At 56.6% G+C, this 20,154-nt stretch carries 15 protein-coding genes; 11 read left to right on the top strand and 4 right to left on the bottom strand.

Annotation, left to right across the window (positions count from 1 at the left end):
• Positions 1–2 precede the first annotated feature (2 nt).
• From RIC29_06770 to RIC29_06755, 4 genes are read left to right on the top strand one after another with little or no spacing between them, the layout of a single operon-like run.
• On the top strand, positions 3–890 hold the full coding sequence (locus tag RIC29_06770; protein MEQ8734608.1) for a DUF58 domain-containing protein: 888 nt from the start codon (positions 3–5) through the stop codon (positions 888–890).
• The gene (locus RIC29_06765) at positions 887–3,640 is read left to right on the top strand and encodes a DUF4159 domain-containing protein (protein MEQ8734607.1); all 2,754 of its coding nucleotides are present in this window, start codon (positions 887–889) and stop codon (positions 3,638–3,640) included. Before RIC29_06770 ends, RIC29_06765 begins: the two co-directional genes overlap by 4 nt.
• Entirely contained in the window at positions 3,637–5,697 is a 2,061-nt protein-coding gene (locus tag RIC29_06760; GenBank protein MEQ8734606.1) for a hypothetical protein, read from the top strand. Before RIC29_06765 ends, RIC29_06760 begins: the two co-directional genes overlap by 4 nt.
• Before the next feature lie 42 nt (positions 5,698–5,739).
• On the top strand, positions 5,740–7,293 hold the full coding sequence (locus tag RIC29_06755) for a PepSY domain-containing protein (protein ID MEQ8734605.1): 1,554 nt from the start codon (positions 5,740–5,742) through the stop codon (positions 7,291–7,293).
• Positions 7,294–7,527: 234 nt separating this feature from the next.
• Here the strand turns inward: RIC29_06755 and cueR are convergent, their stop codons facing one another.
• Entirely contained in the window at positions 7,528–7,926 is a 399-nt protein-coding gene (cueR, locus tag RIC29_06750; GenBank protein MEQ8734604.1) for a Cu(I)-responsive transcriptional regulator, read from the bottom strand.
• Between the two features lie 108 nt (positions 7,927–8,034).
• On the bottom strand, positions 8,035–8,763 hold the full coding sequence (locus RIC29_06745; protein ID MEQ8734603.1) for a tellurite resistance TerB family protein: 729 nt from the start codon (positions 8,761–8,763) through the stop codon (positions 8,035–8,037).
• 198 nt (positions 8,764–8,961) lie between these two features.
• Between RIC29_06745 and RIC29_06740 the strand changes: the two genes are divergently transcribed.
• From RIC29_06740 to RIC29_06730, 3 genes are all read left to right on the top strand, one after another.
• Positions 8,962–10,182 carry an aminopeptidase gene (locus RIC29_06740; GenBank protein MEQ8734602.1) on the top strand — a complete coding sequence of 407 codons (1,221 nt, stop codon included), beginning with the start codon at positions 8,962–8,964 and terminating at the stop codon, positions 10,180–10,182.
• Between the two features lie 26 nt (positions 10,183–10,208).
• The gene (locus RIC29_06735; GenBank protein MEQ8734601.1) at positions 10,209–11,339 is read left to right on the top strand and encodes a hemolysin family protein; all 1,131 of its coding nucleotides are present in this window, start codon (positions 10,209–10,211) and stop codon (positions 11,337–11,339) included.
• Positions 11,340–11,512: 173 nt separating this feature from the next.
• On the top strand, positions 11,513–13,000 hold the full coding sequence (locus RIC29_06730; GenBank protein ID MEQ8734600.1) for an amidohydrolase: 1,488 nt from the start codon (positions 11,513–11,515) through the stop codon (positions 12,998–13,000).
• Between the two features lie 15 nt (positions 13,001–13,015).
• On the opposite strand, the gene RIC29_06725 is transcribed toward RIC29_06730, so the two are convergent.
• Positions 13,016–13,483 carry an Lrp/AsnC family transcriptional regulator gene (locus RIC29_06725; GenBank protein ID MEQ8734599.1) on the bottom strand — a complete coding sequence of 156 codons (468 nt, stop codon included), beginning with the start codon at positions 13,481–13,483 and terminating at the stop codon, positions 13,016–13,018.
• 312 nt (positions 13,484–13,795) lie between these two features.
• On the opposite strand from RIC29_06725, the gene epsC reads away from it, so the two are divergent.
• From epsC to RIC29_06705, 4 genes are all read left to right on the top strand, one after another.
• Positions 13,796–14,509, top strand: coding sequence for a serine O-acetyltransferase EpsC (gene epsC, locus RIC29_06720; protein MEQ8734598.1), 714 nt, complete (start codon positions 13,796–13,798; stop codon positions 14,507–14,509).
• A gap of 149 nt (positions 14,510–14,658) precedes the next feature.
• Positions 14,659–16,458 carry a monovalent cation:proton antiporter-2 (CPA2) family protein gene (locus RIC29_06715; GenBank protein MEQ8734597.1) on the top strand — a complete coding sequence of 600 codons (1,800 nt, stop codon included), beginning with the start codon at positions 14,659–14,661 and terminating at the stop codon, positions 16,456–16,458.
• An 11-nt stretch (positions 16,459–16,469) separates the two neighbouring features.
• A complete protein-coding gene (locus RIC29_06710) occupies positions 16,470–18,422 on the top strand; it encodes a sulfotransferase (protein ID MEQ8734596.1) in 1,953 nt (650 codons plus the stop codon).
• A gap of 58 nt (positions 18,423–18,480) precedes the next feature.
• Positions 18,481–19,665 carry a serine hydrolase gene (locus tag RIC29_06705; protein MEQ8734595.1) on the top strand — a complete coding sequence of 395 codons (1,185 nt, stop codon included), beginning with the start codon at positions 18,481–18,483 and terminating at the stop codon, positions 19,663–19,665.
• A 143-nt stretch (positions 19,666–19,808) separates the two neighbouring features.
• Here the strand turns inward: RIC29_06705 and RIC29_06700 are convergent, their stop codons facing one another.
• On the bottom strand, positions 19,809–20,006 hold the full coding sequence (locus RIC29_06700; protein MEQ8734594.1) for a CsbD family protein: 198 nt from the start codon (positions 20,004–20,006) through the stop codon (positions 19,809–19,811).
• Positions 20,007–20,154 lie beyond the last annotated feature (148 nt).

Genomic DNA, 20,154 nt, shown 5'->3' with positions numbered 1-20,154 from the left:
TTATGCCCATCACATCTCAATCCCTTCAGCATAGCGCAGAGCATGCGGCTTCAACGCTGCCGCCATTATTGATCGACGCCAACCGCGTCGCGGCAACAGTATCCATGGGCAGTCATGGCCGCAGGCGGGCCGGGCCAGGAGACACGTTTTGGCAGTTCCGCCATTATGAGCAAGGCGATTCAAGCCAACTCGTTGACTGGCGACAATCGGCAAAATTCGGGGCCTTATTTGTGCGCGAGCGGGAATGGGATGCGGCGCAAACCGCCGCCCTGTGGTGTGATTGTTCACCGTCAATGGCGTTTCGGTCCGCAAAAAACCTCCCGGCAAAAGGCGAGCGGGCGAGCGTGCTGGGATTGAGCCTTGCGTCTTTAATGCTGGGCGGTGGAGAACGCGTTCGGCTTCTCGGCACCCCGCAATCTGCAGCTGCAGGGCGCTTGGCACTGTTGCAAATGGCGCATCACTTGGAACGCACCTTAAATGCCAATCAAACGGCGGACCTCCCCCAAGCGCCAGAGAGCTTACCCAGACATTCCGCCGTGGTGCTGATCAGTGACTTTCTGATGCCCTTGCCAGAAATAGAGGCCGCCATCGCCTCTTTCGCCGGTCGTGATGCGCGGGGTCACTTACTCCAGGTTTTAGATCCGGCTGAAGAAAACCTTCCTTATGCAGGACGGATTCGGTTTCAGGGCCTGGAAGAAGAAGGCCAGCTGTTGATTGAGCGCACGGAAGATATTCGCGACGAATACCAGCAGAAACTGGCCGCACATCGGGACGCTCTGGTTGCTATCACCAATCGGTTTGGCTGGACCTTTGGCGTTCATCATACCGACCGGCCGCCGCACACGGCCCTTGTGAGCCTGCACACGCGCCTGTCCGAACCGCCGCGATGACATTAGGCGCTTTAACATTTGCGTTCCCATGGGTGCTGATGGCGCTGGCCGTCTTGCCATTGATCTGGCTGTTGCTGCGCGTCACACCACCAGCCGCGCGCAGCTTAAGCTTCCCCGCCATCCGCTTGTTGTTTGGCCTGGTCTCCCCCGAAACATCCTCGGCCCGGACGCCCTGGTGGCTGATGCTGTTGCGACTGTTGTGTATCGCCTTGATTATTATTGCTTTGGCTGATCCCGTCCTAAACCAACGTCAATCTATGCAACAATCGCCTCTCGTGGTGGTGGTTGATGACGGTTGGGCGGCGGCCTCCGGCTGGGCAGAGCGACAAACTGCGTTGGTGCGCATTCTCGAAGGTGCAGACCGCGATCGGCGCGCGGTGCTGCTGGCCACAACGGCTCCGACTGAATCAGGTGAATTCGATCCACTGTCCTTCGCAACGGCTGGAACCGCTTTGGCAACCGCCCGCAGCCTCGAAGCAAAGCCCTGGGCTGCTGAGCGCAGTACGTTGTTAAAACGTCTGCAGAACAGCAACATCCGCCCTCCGGCGGAGGCAATATGGCTGACAGATAATGTTGCCGCTGAGTCTGATACGGAGATTGCTTCTTTTCTTCAAAAACTGGGCCGTCTGAGCGTTCTTACCAATGACTTGCGCTCTGGCCCGTTTGTATTAGGTCCTGCAAACCGCGTCCCTGAAGGGAATGAGAATATCATCGAAGTCACCGTGCGTCGTCCAGCAGATGATATGCTGCCAGCAGTAGCCCTCACCGTCAGAGCCTTAGACGAATCCGCGCGCGCCGTGGCCCAAGCCACTGCAGAATTCGCCGATGGAGAAACCATCGCAATAGCACGCTTTAACCTGCCGACAGAGTTGGGCAATCGTATGGCCCGCCTGACACTTGAAAACAGTGCCAGTGCTGCCGGCGTCTTTCTCCTGGATGATCGCTGGACACGGCGGCCCGTTGGCGTGGTGTCCGACAACCCTGACGGCATCATCACGCCGCTACTGGAAGACGGCTATTATGTGACGCAAGCGTTACTGCCCTATGCGGAAGTCAGAGGCGGTACGCTGGGCGACCTGCTGCAACGCGACCTAGCCCTGTTGGTGCTGGCCAGCGGTAATCGGGTCACCGCCCCCGAAGCGACTTTGATCGAGCCATGGATTGAACAGGGGGGCGTTCTTGTGCGCTTTGCCGGACCAACGCTCGACGGCAATGTGGATGACCTGCTGCCCGTGCGTCTGCGCGGTGGTGGACGCAGCTTTGGCGGCACTATGTCGTGGACAGAACCTGTCGGGCTCGCCACGTTTCCTAACAATAGTCCCTTCGCTGGGCTCGCTATCCCCGATGACGTTTTGGTGTCCTCTCAAGTTTTGGCTGAGCCCTCACCCGGCCTCACAGACCGCACTTGGGCGCGGTTGGAAGACGGCACCCCGCTGGTCACAGCCGAGCGACGTGGTCAGGGTTGGATTGTGCTGTTTCATGTGACGGCCACGCCGCAATGGTCAAGCCTGCCGTTATCGGGCGTAATGGTTGATATGCTACGGCGGGTGCTCGATTTGAGCCGCGGCGTTGCAGAGAGCTCTGCATCTTTGCCCGCCAGCCTGCCCGCGCGGGAAGTGCTGAATGGCGCAGGACAATTGATCATCCCGCCCCCCACAGTGCTCGCTCTTGAGCGCGATAATGTGAGAACACCAAACTTAGGCCCGACGCATCCGCCGGGCTATTACGGGGCAGGCACAACCCGCGTTGCGGTGAACCTCGGCCCGACCCTCGGCCCCTTCAGTGCACAACGGAACTGGCCCTCAAACGTGACCGTGACCAACTTCGACTCTGTGTCGGCGGAGCGCACACTACGACCCTGGTTGCTGTTTGCGGCGCTTACGCTGTTCACCTTGGACTTCATTATCTCTTTGGTGCTGCGTGGCATCTTACAAATACCCACTTTAAGGATGATACGCACGGCGGCGGTCCTTGCCGTTGGTTTAGGTTTTATGCTCACGCCTGACGCAGGGCTTGCAGACGATGCGATCATTGACTCATCAACCATCGACGCTGTGCTGGAAACGCGCCTGGCCTATGTACCTAGTGGACGGCCAAACCTCGATCAGTTATCGGCACAAGGTCTGACGGCTCTGACCGGCGTGCTGGCCGCACGCACTTCAGCCGAAATGGGAGAACCAGCGGAAGTCAATCCGGAAACCGACGATCTGTTTCCCTATCCAGTTGTGTATTGGCGCATTGCTCCAGATCAGGAACCACCGTCAGAACAAGCTGCAACACGCCTCAATGATTATCTCGGTCGGGGCGGCATGATTGTGTTCGATGCCCCCAATCAGATCGGGGCCAACGAAAGCGGCGAAGGCGATCAAGTGGGGCGAGCGCTGAATGGGGTGCTGGCCCGTCTTAACGTGTCCTCTCTGGTGCAGGTGCCGGAAGGCCATGTGCTGCGACGCAGCTTTTATCTGCTACCCGACCTGCCGGGCCGCTACACCGGCGCACCGGTCTATATTGAGCGGGGATCTGTGGCCAACGATGGCGTGTCGTCGATCATCATCGGCAGTCATGATTGGGCGGCGGCCTGGGCACGGGACAGCCGGGGCTTGCCGGTTTATCCGGTCGTGCCGGGTGGAGAACGTCAGCGCGAATGGTCGTATCGATTTGGCGTTAACCTTGTGATGTACGCCCTGACCGGGAACTACAAAGCCGATCAGGTGCACCTGCCCGCGATCATGCAGAGGCTGACTCAATGACCGGCGTAACATTCTCAGCGTTGGTTCCGCTGCCTCTATTGCTGACCCTGTTGGTCGCGGGGCTTGGGCTTGCGGGCTATGCCATGGCACGGAAGTCGCGTGCGGCGGGTCTGCGTATTCTGGCCTTGCTGTTATTGGGAGCGGCGGTGATGGACCCGCGCGCCACCATCGAAAACCGCACCCCCCTGAATGACGTGGCCGTTGTGGTGATTGATGAAAGCCAATCGCAGCAGTTGGCAGACCGACCACAGCGCACGGCAGAGACAGCCGAAGCGCTCAAGATCAACCTGGACCGGCTCAACGCAACGGACGTTCGGACCGTGAGACTGACACCAGAGTCTGCCGGTCTGAAAAGTGACGGCACACGCCTGTTTGATACCGTTGCCAAAACCATTGCGGACATTCCCAACAGCCGTCTGGCGGGTGTCATTCTGATCACCGACGGGATTGTCCATGACGTGCCGGCCCTGGCAGAGCAGTCGGGCATTAAAGCGCCCGTGCATGTGCTGCTGACCGGTCGCCAGGACGAACGTGATCGCCGCATCGTTGTGGTCGAAGCCCCGGAATTTGGTTTAGTGGATAAAACCGTCACCTTGCGCCTGCGGGCCGAAGACACAAGCTTCCAGGCAGGCGCGCCCATCTCTGCAAGCCTGCGGACCGACGGTGGCGCTGTGCAGCAATTTACCATGCGGACGGACGAAACTCTGGAAATCGTCGCGACGCTTGATCATCCGGGCACCAACGTGTTTGAGGTGGCTGTTGCCGACGTAGATGGAGAAATCTCGACCACCAACAACAGCACCCTGATCAGCGTCAACGCCATTCGGGATCGCCTGCGGGTGTTGCTGATTTCCGGACAACCGCATGTGGGCGAGCGCACCTGGCGCAACCTGCTGAAGTCTGATCCCAATGTGGATTTGGTGCACTTCACGATTCTGCGGCCCCTGTCCAAAGACGACGGCACCCCCTTGAATGAACTGGCGCTGATTTCCTTCCCCATTCGGGAATTGTTTGAAGAGCAGCTTTACGATTTTGATCTGGTTGTTTTTGACCGCTACAGCCGCCGCGGCCTGGTGCCGTTTCAGTTTATGATGAACATCGCCAGTTATGTGCTGGAAGGCGGCGCGGTGATGCTCTCGGTCGGACCTGAATACGCCGACTCGTTTTCCTTGTTCGACAGTCCCCTGCAAAACGTGCTGCCTGCTGCGCCCACAGGGGTGGTATTTGAACGGCCGTTTTTGCCCCGCGTCAGCGATGCGGGGCGTCGACATCCGGTGACGGCATCCTTGTCACCAGGCGAGATCGAACCGGCCTGGGGCCGCTGGCTGCGCCAAGTGGATGTTCAATCCTCCTCCGGACAGGAACTCATGACCGGCGCCGACGAACGGCCGCTGCTGATGCTGGATCGGGTTGGCAAAGGCCGCGTGTCGCTGCTGCTCAGTGACACCATGTGGCTCTGGAGCAAAGGTTTTGATGGTGGTGGCCCGCAATCCGAGATGCTGCGGCGTCTGGCCCACTGGCTGATGAAAGAGCCTGAGCTGGAAGAAGAAGCCCTGAACGCCACAGTCGAAGACGGCATGATCACGGTGGTGCGCTCCAGCTTGGAAGAGACTGTGCGTCCAGTGACGATCACCAACCCGGACGGAGACACCGAAGTGGTGCAGCCGGAGTATGCCGAGGCCGGACGGTTTCTCGCCCGCGTGCCTGCTGGCCCGGAAGGCTTATACCGCATTGACGATGGTGTGCTGTCGAACGTGGTCGCCGTCGGGGCCGCAAACCCCCTGGAAAACCGCGATGTGATTGCCACGGAAGAGCGCCTCACCCCGATCACCGAAGCCACAGGCGGCGGCATGTTCTGGGTGGTGGATGAGGGCGTGCCGTCGGTGCGGCGAGTGGCCCCGGACCGCATCGCCCGAGGACAGTCGTGGATTGGCCTGCAACGAAATGAACAGTACGTTGTTGATGGGGTGCGGGAAATTGCCCTGATCCCCGCCTGGCTGGCGCTCTTGGTGTTATTAACTTTACCACTGCTGACATGGTGGCGCGAAGGCCGATAAGCGTTACACTGCTGCCATGGAAACGCCTCTGGGGAGGGAAACATGGCGGATATCACCTCAGATTCTATCGCACGCAAAGACAGTAAGACCCGAATCACTGTGCGCCTGGTGCATCGTTGGGCCGGACTTATGGCCGTGGCGTGGCTTTCGGTGCTGGGTCTTACGGGCTGGATTCTGGATCATCACGATTGGCGCTGGACCCACCAGTGGACGGTGCCGGACTGGGTGACATCGGCGCGGATTGATCGTCTGGTGCCGGGCACGGTGATGCGCCACATTGAAGTCAGCCAGACCGACGATCAGCATTGGATTGGTGCCTCGGAACGCGGCTTGTGGGAAACCACGGACGGCGGCGCAACATGGCAAGACATCCCTTTTGAAGGCCAGAGCGGTCACCCACAAGTATTTCGCTTTCTGCCAACAGGTGGTGGCGGATTAGACCTGATTTACATGGCCACAGACGATGGCATTTGGACCGTCTCAGGCAGCGCTGGCGCTAACGCCGTGGCTAAGCCTTTTGCCTTAGAGGGAGACGTCGTCACAGCACTAAGCGCGGGCAGCACAGCAACAGAAATGGTTGGGGCTTTGCATCACGGCACGCTGTTTCGGCTGGATGTGAACACGCCGCGTGACGTGACCATGATTGAGGTAGATGACGTGACGGTGTCTGGCTTGCCCGAGAGCGTGACCCTCAATCGTTTTATCTTGGATCTGCATGTGGGCAAGGGCTTTCTGGAACAACCCTGGTCGATTCTGATCAATGACTATGGCGGCATCGCCATGTTCATCCTGGGCACAACCGGCTTTCTGTTCTGGTGGTTGCCGCGCAAGTGGCGCACGGAAAAACCGAATGGCACGCTGAAAACCCGGCAGAAAACCCTGCGTTGGCTATTCCGCTGTCATGGCCCGGTGATTGGGATTTTGGCGATCGTGCCGATCCTCTATCTCAGCATCACTGGCATCATGGTCGATCACATTTATACCCTGATTGAATACGGCAAATCAGTGCATCTGCCGCGCGAAAACCTGCCGCCAATTTATCAATACCGGTCCCTGGAAGGCGAGATCAGATATGTGATTGCCTACCCCGATGAGCCGAACCGCCTGTCTGTGTCGACGCGCTTTGGGGTGCTGGATACAAACGACGGCGGCAACACGTGGACCGGCGACAAAACATTGCCAGCGACGCTCGGCACAGATGCCGGTTTGGTCAACCTGCTGCGGGAAGACGACATGGTGTTTGTCGGCATTGGCACGGTTGGAAATGCGTATCGTAAGATTGATGAAACCGAGTGGACCTTTGTGGAGATGCCCGCTGATCATCTGGCCATCACTGATGTCAGCCGTCAGGGCGACATGTGGTATTTAAAAAACTCACGGATGATTTCAAAAGGCACATTAGGCGGCGGATTCGAAGCCTCCGGCGTGGCTTACCCGCCGATCACAGGCACAACGTTCTTCCTGTTTCTGGCCGACATTCACACCGGCAATATTGTGCATACTGAGTTCATTTGGGTGAATGATCTGGTCGCGCTGATGGCGATTATTCTGGCCATCACCGGGCCGATTGCCTGGTGGCGGCGCAAGTGGATGTAAGGCGAAAATAGAAGCGTGGGCTTTTTTGTACTGGCTCGTTCCCACTGAACGAGCCCATGGACCATGCTTTTTTTGAAGCAAAAGCGTGGCGTCTCAAGGCTTTACCCTGAAGACAATCGAGTATGCATAGAGATTCAGCCATAGCGCTTTGAGTCTGAAGGAAAAAAAGGCGCTTCAACGTCGCCGAACGGCGGCGCAGTATGTCTAACTCTTAGATTTTCGCGGGAGCCGCGATTAAATCTTCGCCGGGTCCGCGAGTCCTTGCAAAATCGGGCAGTCAGGACGCCCGTCACCATGGCAGGTGTTGACCAGATGATCCAGGGTCGCGCGCAGCTCCTGCAGTTCGAGGATTTTCGCGTCGATCTCGGTCAGGTGTTTCTGGGCAATGGCTTTGACGTCAGCAGACTGACGGTTTTTATCTTCATACAACGACAGCAATTGGGCGCACTCGTCGACAGAAAACCCAAGCCCGCGGCTGTGCCGCACAAATCTGAGCTTGTGCACATCGGAGTCAGAGTAATCCCGATAGCCGTTTTCAGCCCGAACAGGCGGGGCAATCAAACCCGTCGCTTCGTAATAGCGGATGGTCTTGGCCGGTAGTCCAGATAAGCGCGACGCTTCACCAATGTTCATGCCGTGACTCCTCTCCCCTCTCAGTTAAGCTTCCAGTGACTGGACGTGCAAGGGGGAGTCAGAAAAAGGGGAGTCAGAAACAGGGCGCTTTTGGCCCTGGACTTGGGGTTACGCCACCACCGACGTCTGGCCGGGCAGCGGCGCGCCAGCGGCAACGCTGTCATGCAGGTGAGCAATCAAACCCGGCTCAAGCTTGAGCCGCGCGCCAAGCATGCCAAGATAGCCCTTCTCAGCTGGTCCATCGGGATCAATGGCCAGCAAGGAGGCGGCATATATCTCGGCGGCTTCTTGTGGATTGGATGCGCCGGCAGCCACGGCGTCGATGTCCAACGGCGCACGCAGTTCATCCATAACAAAGGCTTTGTCGTCGTTGCTAAGCGGCATGCTGCCCATGCGCTCGAAAATCCGGGTTTGCTCGGCGCTGTCGATATGACCATCGGCTTTTGCGGCGGCGACCATGGCACGTAATAACGCCCGGGCGAGGGTTTCCTCTGCTTCCGGTGTCTGAGGAATGAATCCGGTGCCGGCTGGCGGCATCGGCAACGCCTGGGGGGCTGGTTGTTGGTGCAGTTGCTGTTGTGACGCGTGTTGTTGCGGCATAGGCTGCATTTGAGGCTGCTGCATCTGGGCCTGCTGGCCAGCTTTGTGATTCTGCCAGGCTTTGTAGGCCAGACCACCGACCAGAGCGACGCCGCCATAGGTGGCCGCTGTTTTGGCCATCTTGCGGGTTTTCTTCCCTCCGACGAGCAGACCAAGCAGACCACCCGTGGCCGCGCCTTTGGCGAAACTGCCGCCATCGCCAATGAATTGATTCAACAAACCTTTGCCATCGACCATTTCACAACTCCTGAAAACATCTGCCTTGTGAGGGTCATGTAGGCGCTGGGAAGAGCAACTCAAGGCGAGATTTGATGAATTTCGTCACGGCCACAGAACGGCGAGTGTGCACTTCCGGGCCAGACAGAGCCGAGGACGCGATCTATAGTGAGGCCGAGATCTGCCAGGGCAGAAGCAAGACAGAAAAGGACGACCGCTATGACGAGAGTTTTTATCGCACTGACATGCCTCTTGCTCGGCCTGGGGCCAATAGGCGCAGTGCCCGCCGCAGCGCAATCTGGCCTGCCCCAGCACAGCATGAACTGGCAAGCGTTGGCCCAGCGGATTGTGGATCAACTACAGCTTGAGCCCGGCGAAAAAGTGATCTCGGTCGCCCAGCCCGGTATGTTTGAAGAGTTCGTGCCGCACTTCCGCTACGCTGTGATGCAAGCCGGCGGCATCGACATGGGCGTGATTGATGTCCTCGACCCGCCCTACCCCGATGGTTGGGATCAGGGCGTGATTCGCGATGGCTTTGCCAAATCCAGTGATGCCTATGTGGAGATGCTGGAAGACATCGACGCCGCCGTGATGATGCCCGGTGCTAACCCCACCTTGCCCGCTTACAAAGCGCTGCAAATTCTGTTGCAGGAAAAAGCGGGACCACGCCGGACCATTCATTTTCATTGGACCGACGCTTACAGTCCCTCGGGCAACGATACAGGACTGACCGGAGTGAATGTGTTGCCGGGACATCCACCACCGCCGATGCAGGTGATTGATCGGGTGTATCAAAACGCGGTTCTGGAAACCGACCTGGCCGCATTGGACGAACACCAAGATCGCTTCATCGCAGCCCTGAAAGACGGCGACGTGCGGGTGACCTCGCCCGCTGGTACAGACATCCGGTTTCGCGTGGAAGGCCGCGATATCATTCAACAGAACGGCGATGCCTCTGCCAAACGCATGCGCCAAGATGCGCCCTTTCTCGACCGGGAGGTGGAAATTCCCGGCGGGGCCGTGCGGGTGGCCCCACTGGAAACCACCGTGCAGGGTCAAGTGGTGTATCCCTACTCCGCCTGGAACGGACAGAGCGTGACCAACGCCACCTTGGTGTACGAAAATGGCCGTATTGTTGACGTCAAAGCCGATGCCGGGTTGGAGCATCTGCAAGCGGAATTGGACAGGGCGCCGGAGACGGCAAAGTTCTTCAGGGAATTCGCGCTGGGGTTTAACCCTCTGCTCAGCCCCGAGGTGACTCGAGGCTGGATCGGGTATTACGGATATGGGGCGGGCGTTGTGCGCCTCGGCGTTGGCAACAACGGCGAACTCGGCGGCAACGTCAGTGGCCGCTTTTTCCGCTGGCGCGACCTGCTGATTGACTGCACCGTCACTATTGATGGCGAGGTCTGGCTCAAAGAGGGTAAGTTTGTGCGTTAGATCAAGACGCCTTAACATGTGAGGCTATGACCTTACTTATCATCTATGTTTCACTCGCCCTCGTGGTGTCTTTTTTATGCTCGATCAGTGAAGCAGTGCTGCTGAGCATCCGCCGCTCTTACGTGTTGACTCTGCAGGAAGAGAAACCAGACACCGCCAAAATGCTGACGTCTCTGCTGGAAGAACTCGACCGGCCCTTGGCAGCGATTCTGAGCCTGAACACCATCGCTCATACCGTTGGCGCGGCGGGTGCCGGTGCCCAGGCAGCGATTGTGTTTGGTGACGCGGCCGTGGGTGTGTTTTCGGGCGTGCTGACTCTGCTGATTCTGGTTCTGTCAGAAATTATTCCAAAAACCCTCGGCGCAACCCATTGGCGCGCCCTGGCCCCTGTGGTTGGTCGTAGTCTGGTGATTCTGATCGCCCTGCTCAAACCGTTTATCTGGCTGTCGGAATTGATCACCAGTGTGATCACCAAAGGCAAAGCGAGCATTGCCTTCACCCGCGAAGAGTTCGCTGCCATGGTGGATCTTGGAGCTAAGCAAGGTCAGCTTGAGAGCCACGAAACCAACGTGTTTATAAACATCATGAAGCTGGACCGCTTGCAGGTGCGCGATATTATGACGCCACGTCTGGTGATGTTCAGCGTGCCCGAAACCGACAGTGTGGCCGCGTTTACAGACGCCCACGCCACCCAACCCTTCTCGCGCATTCCCGTGTACGCCGACACGCCAGACGAGGTGACCGGCTTTGTGCTTAAAAACGAAGTGCTGACACGCTTTGCCCAAGGGGACAAAGACGTCGCATTACGTGACCTCATCCGCCCAATCCCAACGGTGATCGAAACACTTTCCCTCTCGGTGCTGTTTGAAACCCTGATTGAGAACCGCAATCACATCGCCCTGGTCGTGGATGAATATGGTGGTGTTGAGGGGCTGGTGACCCTGGAAGACGTGGTGGAGACGGTGCTGGGCCTGGAGATTGTTGACGAGCACGATACGGTTGAAGACATGCGGGCCCTGGCCCGGAAAAAATGGCGCGCGCGGGCTGCTGCCTTGGGCATTGATCCGCAGTCCCTTCAAGACACGCCTAAGGAAGACAATGTTGAGAAAGATGACTCCGAAGGAACCAAGGCCGTTCAGAAGCCCCAAAAACCTTAAACTAAACCGCGCTAAACCACCTTCTGAACGGCGACTAAGTTTTCACCTGCCCCCCTGCCTGCCTGGGCGTATACTTTCCTAATGATGCACAGCGGCTTTGAAAACAGCGGCTTTGAAAGCATCGGCTTTGAGCACAAGCGCTTGAGATGGAGAACAAAATAATGGGACATAAAATGAACGACCTAAAAAGGCTTCTGGTCAGTGCCATCAGCTTGGCCGTGATCTCCGCTGCGGGCGGCATCCCTTCTCCCCAGGCTGCCGATGTCGACACCCTAAAACAGAATGCGTGGTCGTGGCTGGACAGCCAGACGCAGGTTCTAGAAACCGCCAATCTCAATATTTGGTCCTACGCCGAGACCAGCCTGGAAGAAACCAAGTCGTCCAAGGAACTGCAAGCGCTGTTGGTGGACAATGGGTTCTCGGTGGAGTCTGGCGTGGCCGGCATGGAGACCGCGTTTGTCGCCACCTACGGATCTGGCAAGCCGGTGATTGGCATTCTGGCAGAGTTCGATGCTCTGCCCGGCGTCTCTCAAGCGGCTTCACCCAGCCCCAGCGTTGGCCCCAATCCGGCAGCAGGACATGCCTGCGGTCATTCGGTGTTTGGCGTGGGCTCCACTGGCGCGGCCATGGCGATTAAAGAATTGATCGCATCTGGCGCGTTTGAGGGCACCATTAAACTGTACGGCACGCCCGCCGAAGAAACCGGCATCGGCAAAGTCTACATGCTGCGCGACGGCTACTTTAAAGACGACGATGTGATTTTAAACTGGCATCCGACCGACCGGAACCGCGCCTCCTACGGCAACACCAAAGCCATTGTGAATGTGAAATTCCGGTTCAAAGGCTCCGCCGCACATGCCTCGGCCATGCCCTGGTCAGGGCGTTCGGCTTTGGATGGCGTGGAACTGATGAGTGCGGGCGTGAACTACATGCGCGAGCACATCAAGCCGGACGCGCGGATTCATTACGTGATTACCAAAGGTGGCGGTCAGCCCAATGTGGTACCGCCAGAAGCTGAGGTTTGGTATTACATCCGCGCCGATAAATTTACCGACGTGGTGAGTTACTTTGAATGGGTCAAAGAAATCGCGGAAGCCGCTGCCAAAATGAGCCGCACGGAGTTGGAAGCCGTTGAAGTGCAGTCCGAGATTCACGAAATGATTACGGTGCAGGCGCTGGCGGAACAAACCCACAAAAACCTGAGCGCCATTGGTGCGCCAAAATGGGAAACCCAGGAACTGGCTTTCGCGCGCACCACGCAAATGGAGTTCCAAGACCCCTTTGGCCGGGCCATTGGCGATGACGACACCCCAGCACTGGCCACCCATATTGAACCGCTGCCCGATCAACCAACCCCGGCGCGCGCCTCGACAGACGTGGGCGATATCTCCTGGTTTGTGCCCATTGGCGGACTAGGTGTGGCCTCTTACGGCCAAGGTTTACCAACGCACTCCTGGCCTGTGGTGGCCGCGACCGGCACCAGCATCGGCACTAAGGCGCTGGTGACGGCGGCGAAAACAATGACGGCAACGGCCATCGACCTTTACACCGACCCAGACCTGATGGCCCGTGTGAAAGCGGACTGGCGCGCAAGCCGGGGCGACGCGCCGTTCCAAACCCTGATCCCTGACGGGCAGCCCGCGCCGAAAAGCGTGCGGTAGAGAAAGGCAAAAAACCTAAGCCGCGCGACTCTCCTCAAGTGGCAACGCCGTGGTGTATTTGATTTCTTCCATGGCAAAGGACGACGACACATCGTGGAGCGATACCTTGGCGATGAGGGTTTTGTAGACACGATCGTAAGCTTCCGTGTCCTTGACGACGACGCGGAGCAGGTAATCGATCTCGCCAGCCATGCGATAGACCTCAACAATTTCCGGCATATCTTCGACAGCGCGCGCGAATTTCCGGAGCCAGACATCGTCATGCTCTTTGGTGCGAATTTGCACAAACACGGTCAGACCGAGATTGAGTTTTTTGCCGTTGAGCAACGCCACCTTGCCTTTGATGATTCCGGCGGTTTCCATTTTTTGGATGCGCTTCCAGCACGGGGTTTGCGAGAGCCCGACTTTCTCGGCGATATCGGCCAGAGATAACGAGGCGTCGGCCTGCAATAAACTGAGAATTTTACGGTCTATAAGGTCCATAGGAGGCATCCTGATTGGGAATATGGCCAAAGCGGCAAAGCTGGACATCGTGGTGTATTGTGCTCATATAGGAAATAATTTTCTAAATAAATCTATTTTTGGTAATATTTAAGGAAATTTTTCTATATTTTCACCGCCTTAACCACCTAATGAGGGCTTGAACGGCACGCCAACACAAGGGCGTGTATATCCTGCTGAAATGCGTATTTTTCTGATGAATAAGATTAAGACTCTTGGAAACTTGATGCCTCGAACTTAAGACCAGCCAACTTAGTACTCACGAGCCTAATGCCCCCGAATAAAGACCGAAACATGATGTCAAATATGATGGAGACCTTGCGGTCGATCCAACAACGCGATCCAGCAGCGCGGTCGTTGCTACAAATCGCTTTGCTATACCCCGGTGTGCGGATCATGGTGTTTCACCGTCTGGCCAACTTTCTGTGGCGGCACGGTTTGTATTTTCTTGGGCGTCTGGTGTCGGAGCTGGGCCGATTTTTCTGCGGCATCGAAATTCACCCTGGCGCCCGAATCGGCAAACGCTTTTTCATTGATCACGGCTTAGGCGTGGTGATTGGCGAAACCGCCGAAATAGGCGACGACGTAACCCTGTATCATGGCGTGACACTTGGTGGCTTATCGCCCGATAACGGGGTCGGCGGGAACCGGCATCCGAAAATCATGGACCGGGCCGTGATTGGCGCAGGCGCGCAAGTGCTTGGGCCGGTGGTGATCAATCCGTGCGCGCGGATCGGCGCCAATGCGGTCGTCATCAAAGATGTTCCTGCCTGCGCCATTGCCGTGGGCAATCCGGCGCGGGTGATCACCCAGACCGGAACACCAGAAACCACGGACACCTTTGAACCCTATGGCGTGACCCGGGATGACATCCCTGACCCGACAGCCAAGGTGATCAAAGGTCTGATGGCCGAGATCGCCGCCTTGCGCGCCCAGGTGGAAGACAGCCAGTCGGCCACGCCCCGCGCGCCAACAGCCTCCACTGAAGACCGCGCTGACCTTCAATAGGAAAATGGACCTAACGCCCCCAGAACCTCATGTTCAGCGGGCAAAGGCTCAATGTTAGGCGGGCAAAGCCCTGGTGTTTGGCGGGCAAAGCCCTTGCAACTATGCCCAATGGTCCCTAAGTCCTAATTTCTTAGTCGGACGGGGGCCTCATGGATTTTCTTGCGGAAGCTGCCATTTTTCTTGCTGCTGCGGTGCTGGTCGTGCCGCTGTCGCGGCGCCTCGGCCTTGGTGCCATTCTGGGCTACCTGATCGCCGGGGTGATTATCGGCCCCTTTGCCCTGGGACTGATCTCGGACGCGGAAGAGGTTCTGCACTTCGCTGAATTTGGTGTGGTGCTGCTGCTGTTCATTATTGGCCTTGAATTGCAACCGAGCCGATTGTGGGTGATGCGCAATGCGGTGTTTGGTCTGGGCGGTGCGCAGGTAACGCTAAGCGCCCTGCTCATTGGCGGCCTTGCCTATATGGCGGGCACCGGGTTTGGCCCAGCGGTGGTGATCGGGCTTGGTTTGGCGTTGTCATCGACCGCTTTTGTACTGCAATTGCTGGCTGAGAAAGGTCAACTGCCGACCCATCATGGCCGGTCCGCCTTCGCTATTCTGCTGTTCCAGGATGTGGCCGTCATTCCCATTCTGGCGGTGATTCCCATCCTTGGCGTGCAGGAAGCGACCGCCGATGGAGCATCGGTTTGGTTAGCGATTGGCCAAGTGGCGGGCGTGATCATCGCCGTCATCGTCGGCGGACACTATCTGTTGCGACCGGTGTTGCGCCTGGTGGCCTCGACCAAAATACCCGAACTCTTTACCGCCACCGGTTTGCTGATTGTGATCGGCACCTCATTGCTGATGTACACGGTCGGCGTGTCGATGGCCCTCGGGGCCTTTATGGCGGGCATGCTGTTGGCAGATTCCGAGTACAGCAAAGAGCTGGAAGCTGACATTGAGCCCTTTAAGGGCCTTTTGTTGGGCTTGTTCTTTATCTCGGTCGGTATGAGCGTCAACCTGGGTCTGGTGGCGGGCACCCCCGGCACGGTGTTCGGGCTGACCATCGCGCTCCTCACCTTGAAAGGTGCGATCCTGTATGTGTTGGGCCGTCTCTGGAAACTGAAACACCGGTCCGCCTTTGAACTGGCCTGTGTGCTGCCGCAGGGGGGAGAGTTTGCCTTTGTTATTTTCACCACGGCTGTAGTGGCCGGGGTGATGCCACAAAGCACGACAGACCTGCTGATCGTCGTGGTCGGATTGTCCATGGCCGCAACCCCTCTGCTGGGGCTGGCCAGTGAAAAAATGTTCAACAGACTGACCAAACCGTCAGAGCCGACCTATGAGAAACCGCCGGAAGAAGAAGGACATGTGATCATCGCGGGCTTCGGACGGTTTGGTCAGATCGTGGGGCGCATACTGGCGGCTCGAAAAATTCCCTTTACCGCCATGGACATCAGCGCCGCCCAAGTGGACTTCGTGAAACGCTACGGCAACAAAATCTACTACGGTGACGCCTCACGCCTTGATCTGCTGCGCGCGGCGAAGGCAGACGATGCACGGGCCTTTGTTCTGGCCATAGATGACGTTGAAGCCTCGCTGAAAACCGCAGCCGTGGTGCGCAAAAGCTTTCCCAAACTGGAAATATATGCGCGAGCCCGAAACCGACAGCATGCCTATCGCCTGATGGACCTGGGCATCATCATCATTTGGCGCGAGACCTTTGTGTCTTCGCTAGAGCTGACGCGGGATCTACTGGTTGGCCTGGGAGAAACGCAAAAACAGGCGGATGAATTTATTGATATCTTCCAAAATCATGATCGCATGCGGCTGTTCGAACATTACACACATCATTCCGACGATGAAAAAATGCAGGACCTGGCGAAAGAAGGTGCCAAGGAACTGGAAGAGATGTTCGCCCGGGATGCGGAAGAAACTGATCTGGCTCTAAAGCAACGGGCAGCTGAGTAAAACGAACGCATATGGGAGCCAAACGACGATCTTCAAACACGGCTCTCTCCTCTGCCAATGCCTCCCTGACGCTGCTCAAAGACGGCAAACCCAAACAAGCGCTCGACCACGCAGAACAGGCGCTGAAAGACGCACCGGCGCATCCTGCTCTGTGGCAAGTGATTGGACTCGCGGCTCTCAAATTGGGTCAAGCTGAGAAGTCAGCAACCGCCTTGGCCGCCTCTCTCAGCGCCAAGGCTGAGCAGCCCGGCATATGGGAAATCTACGGCGGTGTGTTGGAGAGTCTAGAGCGGCATGAGGATGCGCTGAACGCCTACACCCAAGCAACGCGATATTTTCCAAACACTCCAGATTCCTACCGCTTGCAAGGCGCCACATTACAGACGCTGATGCGCTTTGACGCGGCCATTTCTGCCTACGCTAAATCGCTGAGCCTGAATCCAAAACAGCCAGAGACGTGGTTGCAAAAAGGCACGTTGGAATTCACCACCGGAAACAGCACAGCCGCAGCACAGTCCTTCGCACAGGCGCTCTCCTACGATACGAATCTCGCGAAAGCCTGGCGCGGTCAGGGCGCAATACGGGCAGAACAAGGCAACCGTGAAGCGGCCATAGAAGACTTCCGTAAAGCCATCGCCCTGGACCCACGGGATGCGGCGACTCATCGTCAACTGGCCTCTGTGCTATGGGAGATGCACCACGTGGATCAAGCAGACGTGCTGTTTCAAAAGTCTCTGGCGCTTGACCCTGAGTGTGCCGCGACTTTGGCCAGCATGGCGGCCATGTATGAGCAAACCAATCGCCTTGAAGAGGCAGAAGCCGCAGCTGACCAAGCCCTGGCAAAAGACTCCCACAATACGCTCGCACAGATAGTCAAAGCGACCCTGGCCCGGCGCGCTGGCAAAAATGACATCGCGTTGCAGGCCCTCACCCAATTGTCAGCAACGGTGAGCACTCTCACGGAACGCGAAGCGGTGGCCTTTGAACTGGCGCGACTGCACGACAAACTGGGTCAGACGGAGGAGGCGTTTAAACATTTTTCAACTGGCAATGCGGCGCAAATTCAAAGTCCGACCGGTCAGCGTATCGATCACAAAAAGTACACCGCCCAGATCACACGTGAAGCCGAATTGCTTGAAACAGCAGCCCCTCTGCACCACCCATCCGCCCCGCTAATCGAGGGGCCCGCAGATCCGGTTTTTCTCATCGGGTTTCCACGATCGGGAACGACACTGTTGGATCAAGTGCTGAACAGCCATCCAGATGTGGCGGTGATGGAAGAGCGCCCCCCATTGGTGCAGGTGCACGAACGCCTAACCGCGTTGGAACTGAAGTCTGGAATCCCATTCACCCGGTTGGATGAAGAACAACGCCAAGCGGCCCGCCGGTATTATTTTGATATGGCGCGCACGTTTGTGCCCGATCTGGACAACCGACTGTTTATCGACAAATACCCCCTGAGCACAGCGAAAATCCGGATCATTAAACTGCTGTTTCCCGAGGCGCGCATTATCTTTGCCCTGCGTCATCCCTGCGACGTGGTGCTCAGCTGTTTCATGCAGCGTTTTGCATTGAACATGGCGATGACACATTTTACGTCTTTAAGTGGCGCAACTAATTTATACGCCCTGGTGATGGGGTTGTGGATCAAACACCATGCCGCACTGAATTTTAAAGTGCACACAATTCGCTATGAAGATGTCGTGCAAGACTTTGAATCTCAGATCAAAGGCGTATTGACCTTTCTCGGCCTGCCTTGGGACGAAGCCGTGTTGTCTTTTCATAAACATGCCCAGCAGCGCCACTTGCGTACAGCCAGTTCCAGTCAGGTCACACAACCTTTGTATACATCCGCGCTGGGCCGTTGGGAAAAATACGCAACGCATCTTGAGCCACACATGCACACCCTGCAACCATTCATAAAAAAATTTGGCTATGACAGTGATATTAGTGAGGGTAATTGACGCGAGACACAGGCCCCGGATGTTGTGAGACGGAACCGGGTGAGCGATAGTCCCTTGCATGAGTCACATTAAAACCTATGCGTTATTGAGTGTCGGTGCCATTTTGCTTTTGGTTACTGGCTTTGCTCTGAGCGAACGCGTTTTTCTCACCCGCTATCTCACTTACGAGGGGGACCCGCTGGCGTTACCCCTTGCCTGGTATGCCCCCTTAGAACCTGTGCGCGGTGCACAACAAGATGACCTGCCAATCGCGGATGCGCAGGACAGGCGTGTGCCGTCAGATGTTTTAGACTCTGTGACACAGTATTCTGCCGAGCAAGGGTCGCATTCTCTGATCATTGTTCATGACGGCGTGATTCAAACTGAGCAGTATTGGGGCGACGCAACGCGCGACACCCGCTTTAATCCCCAATCCATGTCCAAAGTTCTTGTTGCCTTACTGACCGGAATCGCGATTGACGAGGGGCATATTGCTTCAGTTGATGATCCGTTAAGCCTGTACATCGACGAATGGCGCGATGATCCGCGAGGCACAGCAACCATCCAGCAGACCTTGTGGATGACAGCCGGACTTGAACAATTATTAACGTCCTATGAGGTCCGTCCGTTTGGCCGGGGCGGTCGGTATGCGTTTGGCGATGATTTCATTGCTGAAGTTTTAGACTTAAAACTGAAAGACGCACCCGGCACCACATTTGAATACAACAACGACGAAACCAATGTCCTTGGCCTGGCGATTGAACGCGCCACCGGCAAACGTTACGCCGATTATTTATCCGAGAAACTATGGCAACCTCTGGGGCTGGCTGACGCTGCGCTATACGTGGACCATGAAGGTGGCACCTCATTTAAACACTGTTGCGCATTCTCGCGCCCCTACGATTGGGCCAAGATTGGTCTGTTGATTGCAAATAATGGCCAATGGAAAGGCTATCAAATTGTTTCAGCAGACTGGATAAATGCCATGACGACAGGGTCCCCGCTGAACAAAAATTACGGGTATTTGATGTGGCTTGGCAGCGATTACATCCGTCGTGGGAAATCGGCCCCGCCAGGCAGTGGTCTTCCCGTTGCACCGGAAGGCTATGCTGCAGATGATATGATTGTATTGCTTGGGCTGGGAGAGCAACGGGTATGGATTTCTCCGGCCAACAAATTGGTTATTGTGCGCGGAACGCGCACCTGGGCACCTTCATGGAACGAAACAAAGATTGCTAACATGATCTTGCGCGCGCTGCAGTAGGTGATGTTTGCAGTGCGCGGAACGTATCTGCTGAACAAGACCCCCGTTTATATTAAGTCAAAAAAGCCCCGTGCGCTGCATGAGGGAGGAGAGCGCCGCACGGGGCTGAATTGTTCTATCGCGTCGTGTTTTTTCTACGAACTTTAGCTATTTTTTTCAAACTCTTTCATCTCCCGTTCAACTTCGTCCTTAGCTTTGCCGTATTTTTCCTGAATTTTCCCAACCAAAATTTTACGATCGCCATTGATTTGATCTAATTCATCATCGGTCAACTGGCCCCACTTCTTCTTGATACGGCCTTTAACTTGTTCCCAGTTGCCTTCAATAATGTTCTCATCCATCTATGATCTCCTTTGAGTTCTGTGGCGTAGAAATTTTCTTTATGTGCGTAGAAAGCAGTTCGCCAGAGTTCCCGCCCTACGCTTATTCTGGCGCATCTTGTAAATGCTTGCTCTTTCATCAGAACATCTTGCATCAGCGAATTTCACA

The sequence above is a fragment of the Rhodospirillaceae bacterium genome (genome assembly GCA_040219235.1).
Classification (GTDB): Bacteria; Pseudomonadota; Alphaproteobacteria; order Rhodospirillales; family Rhodospirillaceae; genus WLXB01.
Note: the sequence above shows the minus strand (reverse complement) of the source record. Positions and strands in the feature narration are given on the sequence as shown.

Coding starts and splice junctions, on each gene's coding strand:
- RIC29_06705 (MEQ8734595.1), top strand. CDS start 18,481: ATGAGTCACATTAAAACCTATGCGTTATTGAGTGTCGGTGCCATTTTG.
- cueR (MEQ8734604.1), bottom strand. CDS start 7,926: ATGAACATTGGTGAAGCGTCGCGCTTATCTGGACTACCGGCCAAGACC.
- RIC29_06755 (MEQ8734605.1), top strand. CDS start 5,740: ATGGCGGATATCACCTCAGATTCTATCGCACGCAAAGACAGTAAGACC.
- RIC29_06770 (MEQ8734608.1), top strand. CDS start 3: ATGCCCATCACATCTCAATCCCTTCAGCATAGCGCAGAGCATGCGGCT.
- RIC29_06760 (MEQ8734606.1), top strand. CDS start 3,637: ATGACCGGCGTAACATTCTCAGCGTTGGTTCCGCTGCCTCTATTGCTG.
- RIC29_06715 (MEQ8734597.1), top strand. CDS start 14,659: ATGGATTTTCTTGCGGAAGCTGCCATTTTTCTTGCTGCTGCGGTGCTG.
- RIC29_06710 (MEQ8734596.1), top strand. CDS start 16,470: ATGGGAGCCAAACGACGATCTTCAAACACGGCTCTCTCCTCTGCCAAT.
- RIC29_06735 (MEQ8734601.1), top strand. CDS start 10,209: ATGACCTTACTTATCATCTATGTTTCACTCGCCCTCGTGGTGTCTTTT.
- RIC29_06765 (MEQ8734607.1), top strand. CDS start 887: ATGACATTAGGCGCTTTAACATTTGCGTTCCCATGGGTGCTGATGGCG.
- RIC29_06745 (MEQ8734603.1), bottom strand. CDS start 8,763: ATGGTCGATGGCAAAGGTTTGTTGAATCAATTCATTGGCGATGGCGGC.
- RIC29_06700 (MEQ8734594.1), bottom strand. CDS start 20,006: ATGGATGAGAACATTATTGAAGGCAACTGGGAACAAGTTAAAGGCCGT.
- epsC (MEQ8734598.1), top strand. CDS start 13,796: ATGATGTCAAATATGATGGAGACCTTGCGGTCGATCCAACAACGCGAT.
- RIC29_06725 (MEQ8734599.1), bottom strand. CDS start 13,483: ATGGACCTTATAGACCGTAAAATTCTCAGTTTATTGCAGGCCGACGCC.
- RIC29_06740 (MEQ8734602.1), top strand. CDS start 8,962: ATGACGAGAGTTTTTATCGCACTGACATGCCTCTTGCTCGGCCTGGGG.
- RIC29_06730 (MEQ8734600.1), top strand. CDS start 11,513: ATGAACGACCTAAAAAGGCTTCTGGTCAGTGCCATCAGCTTGGCCGTG.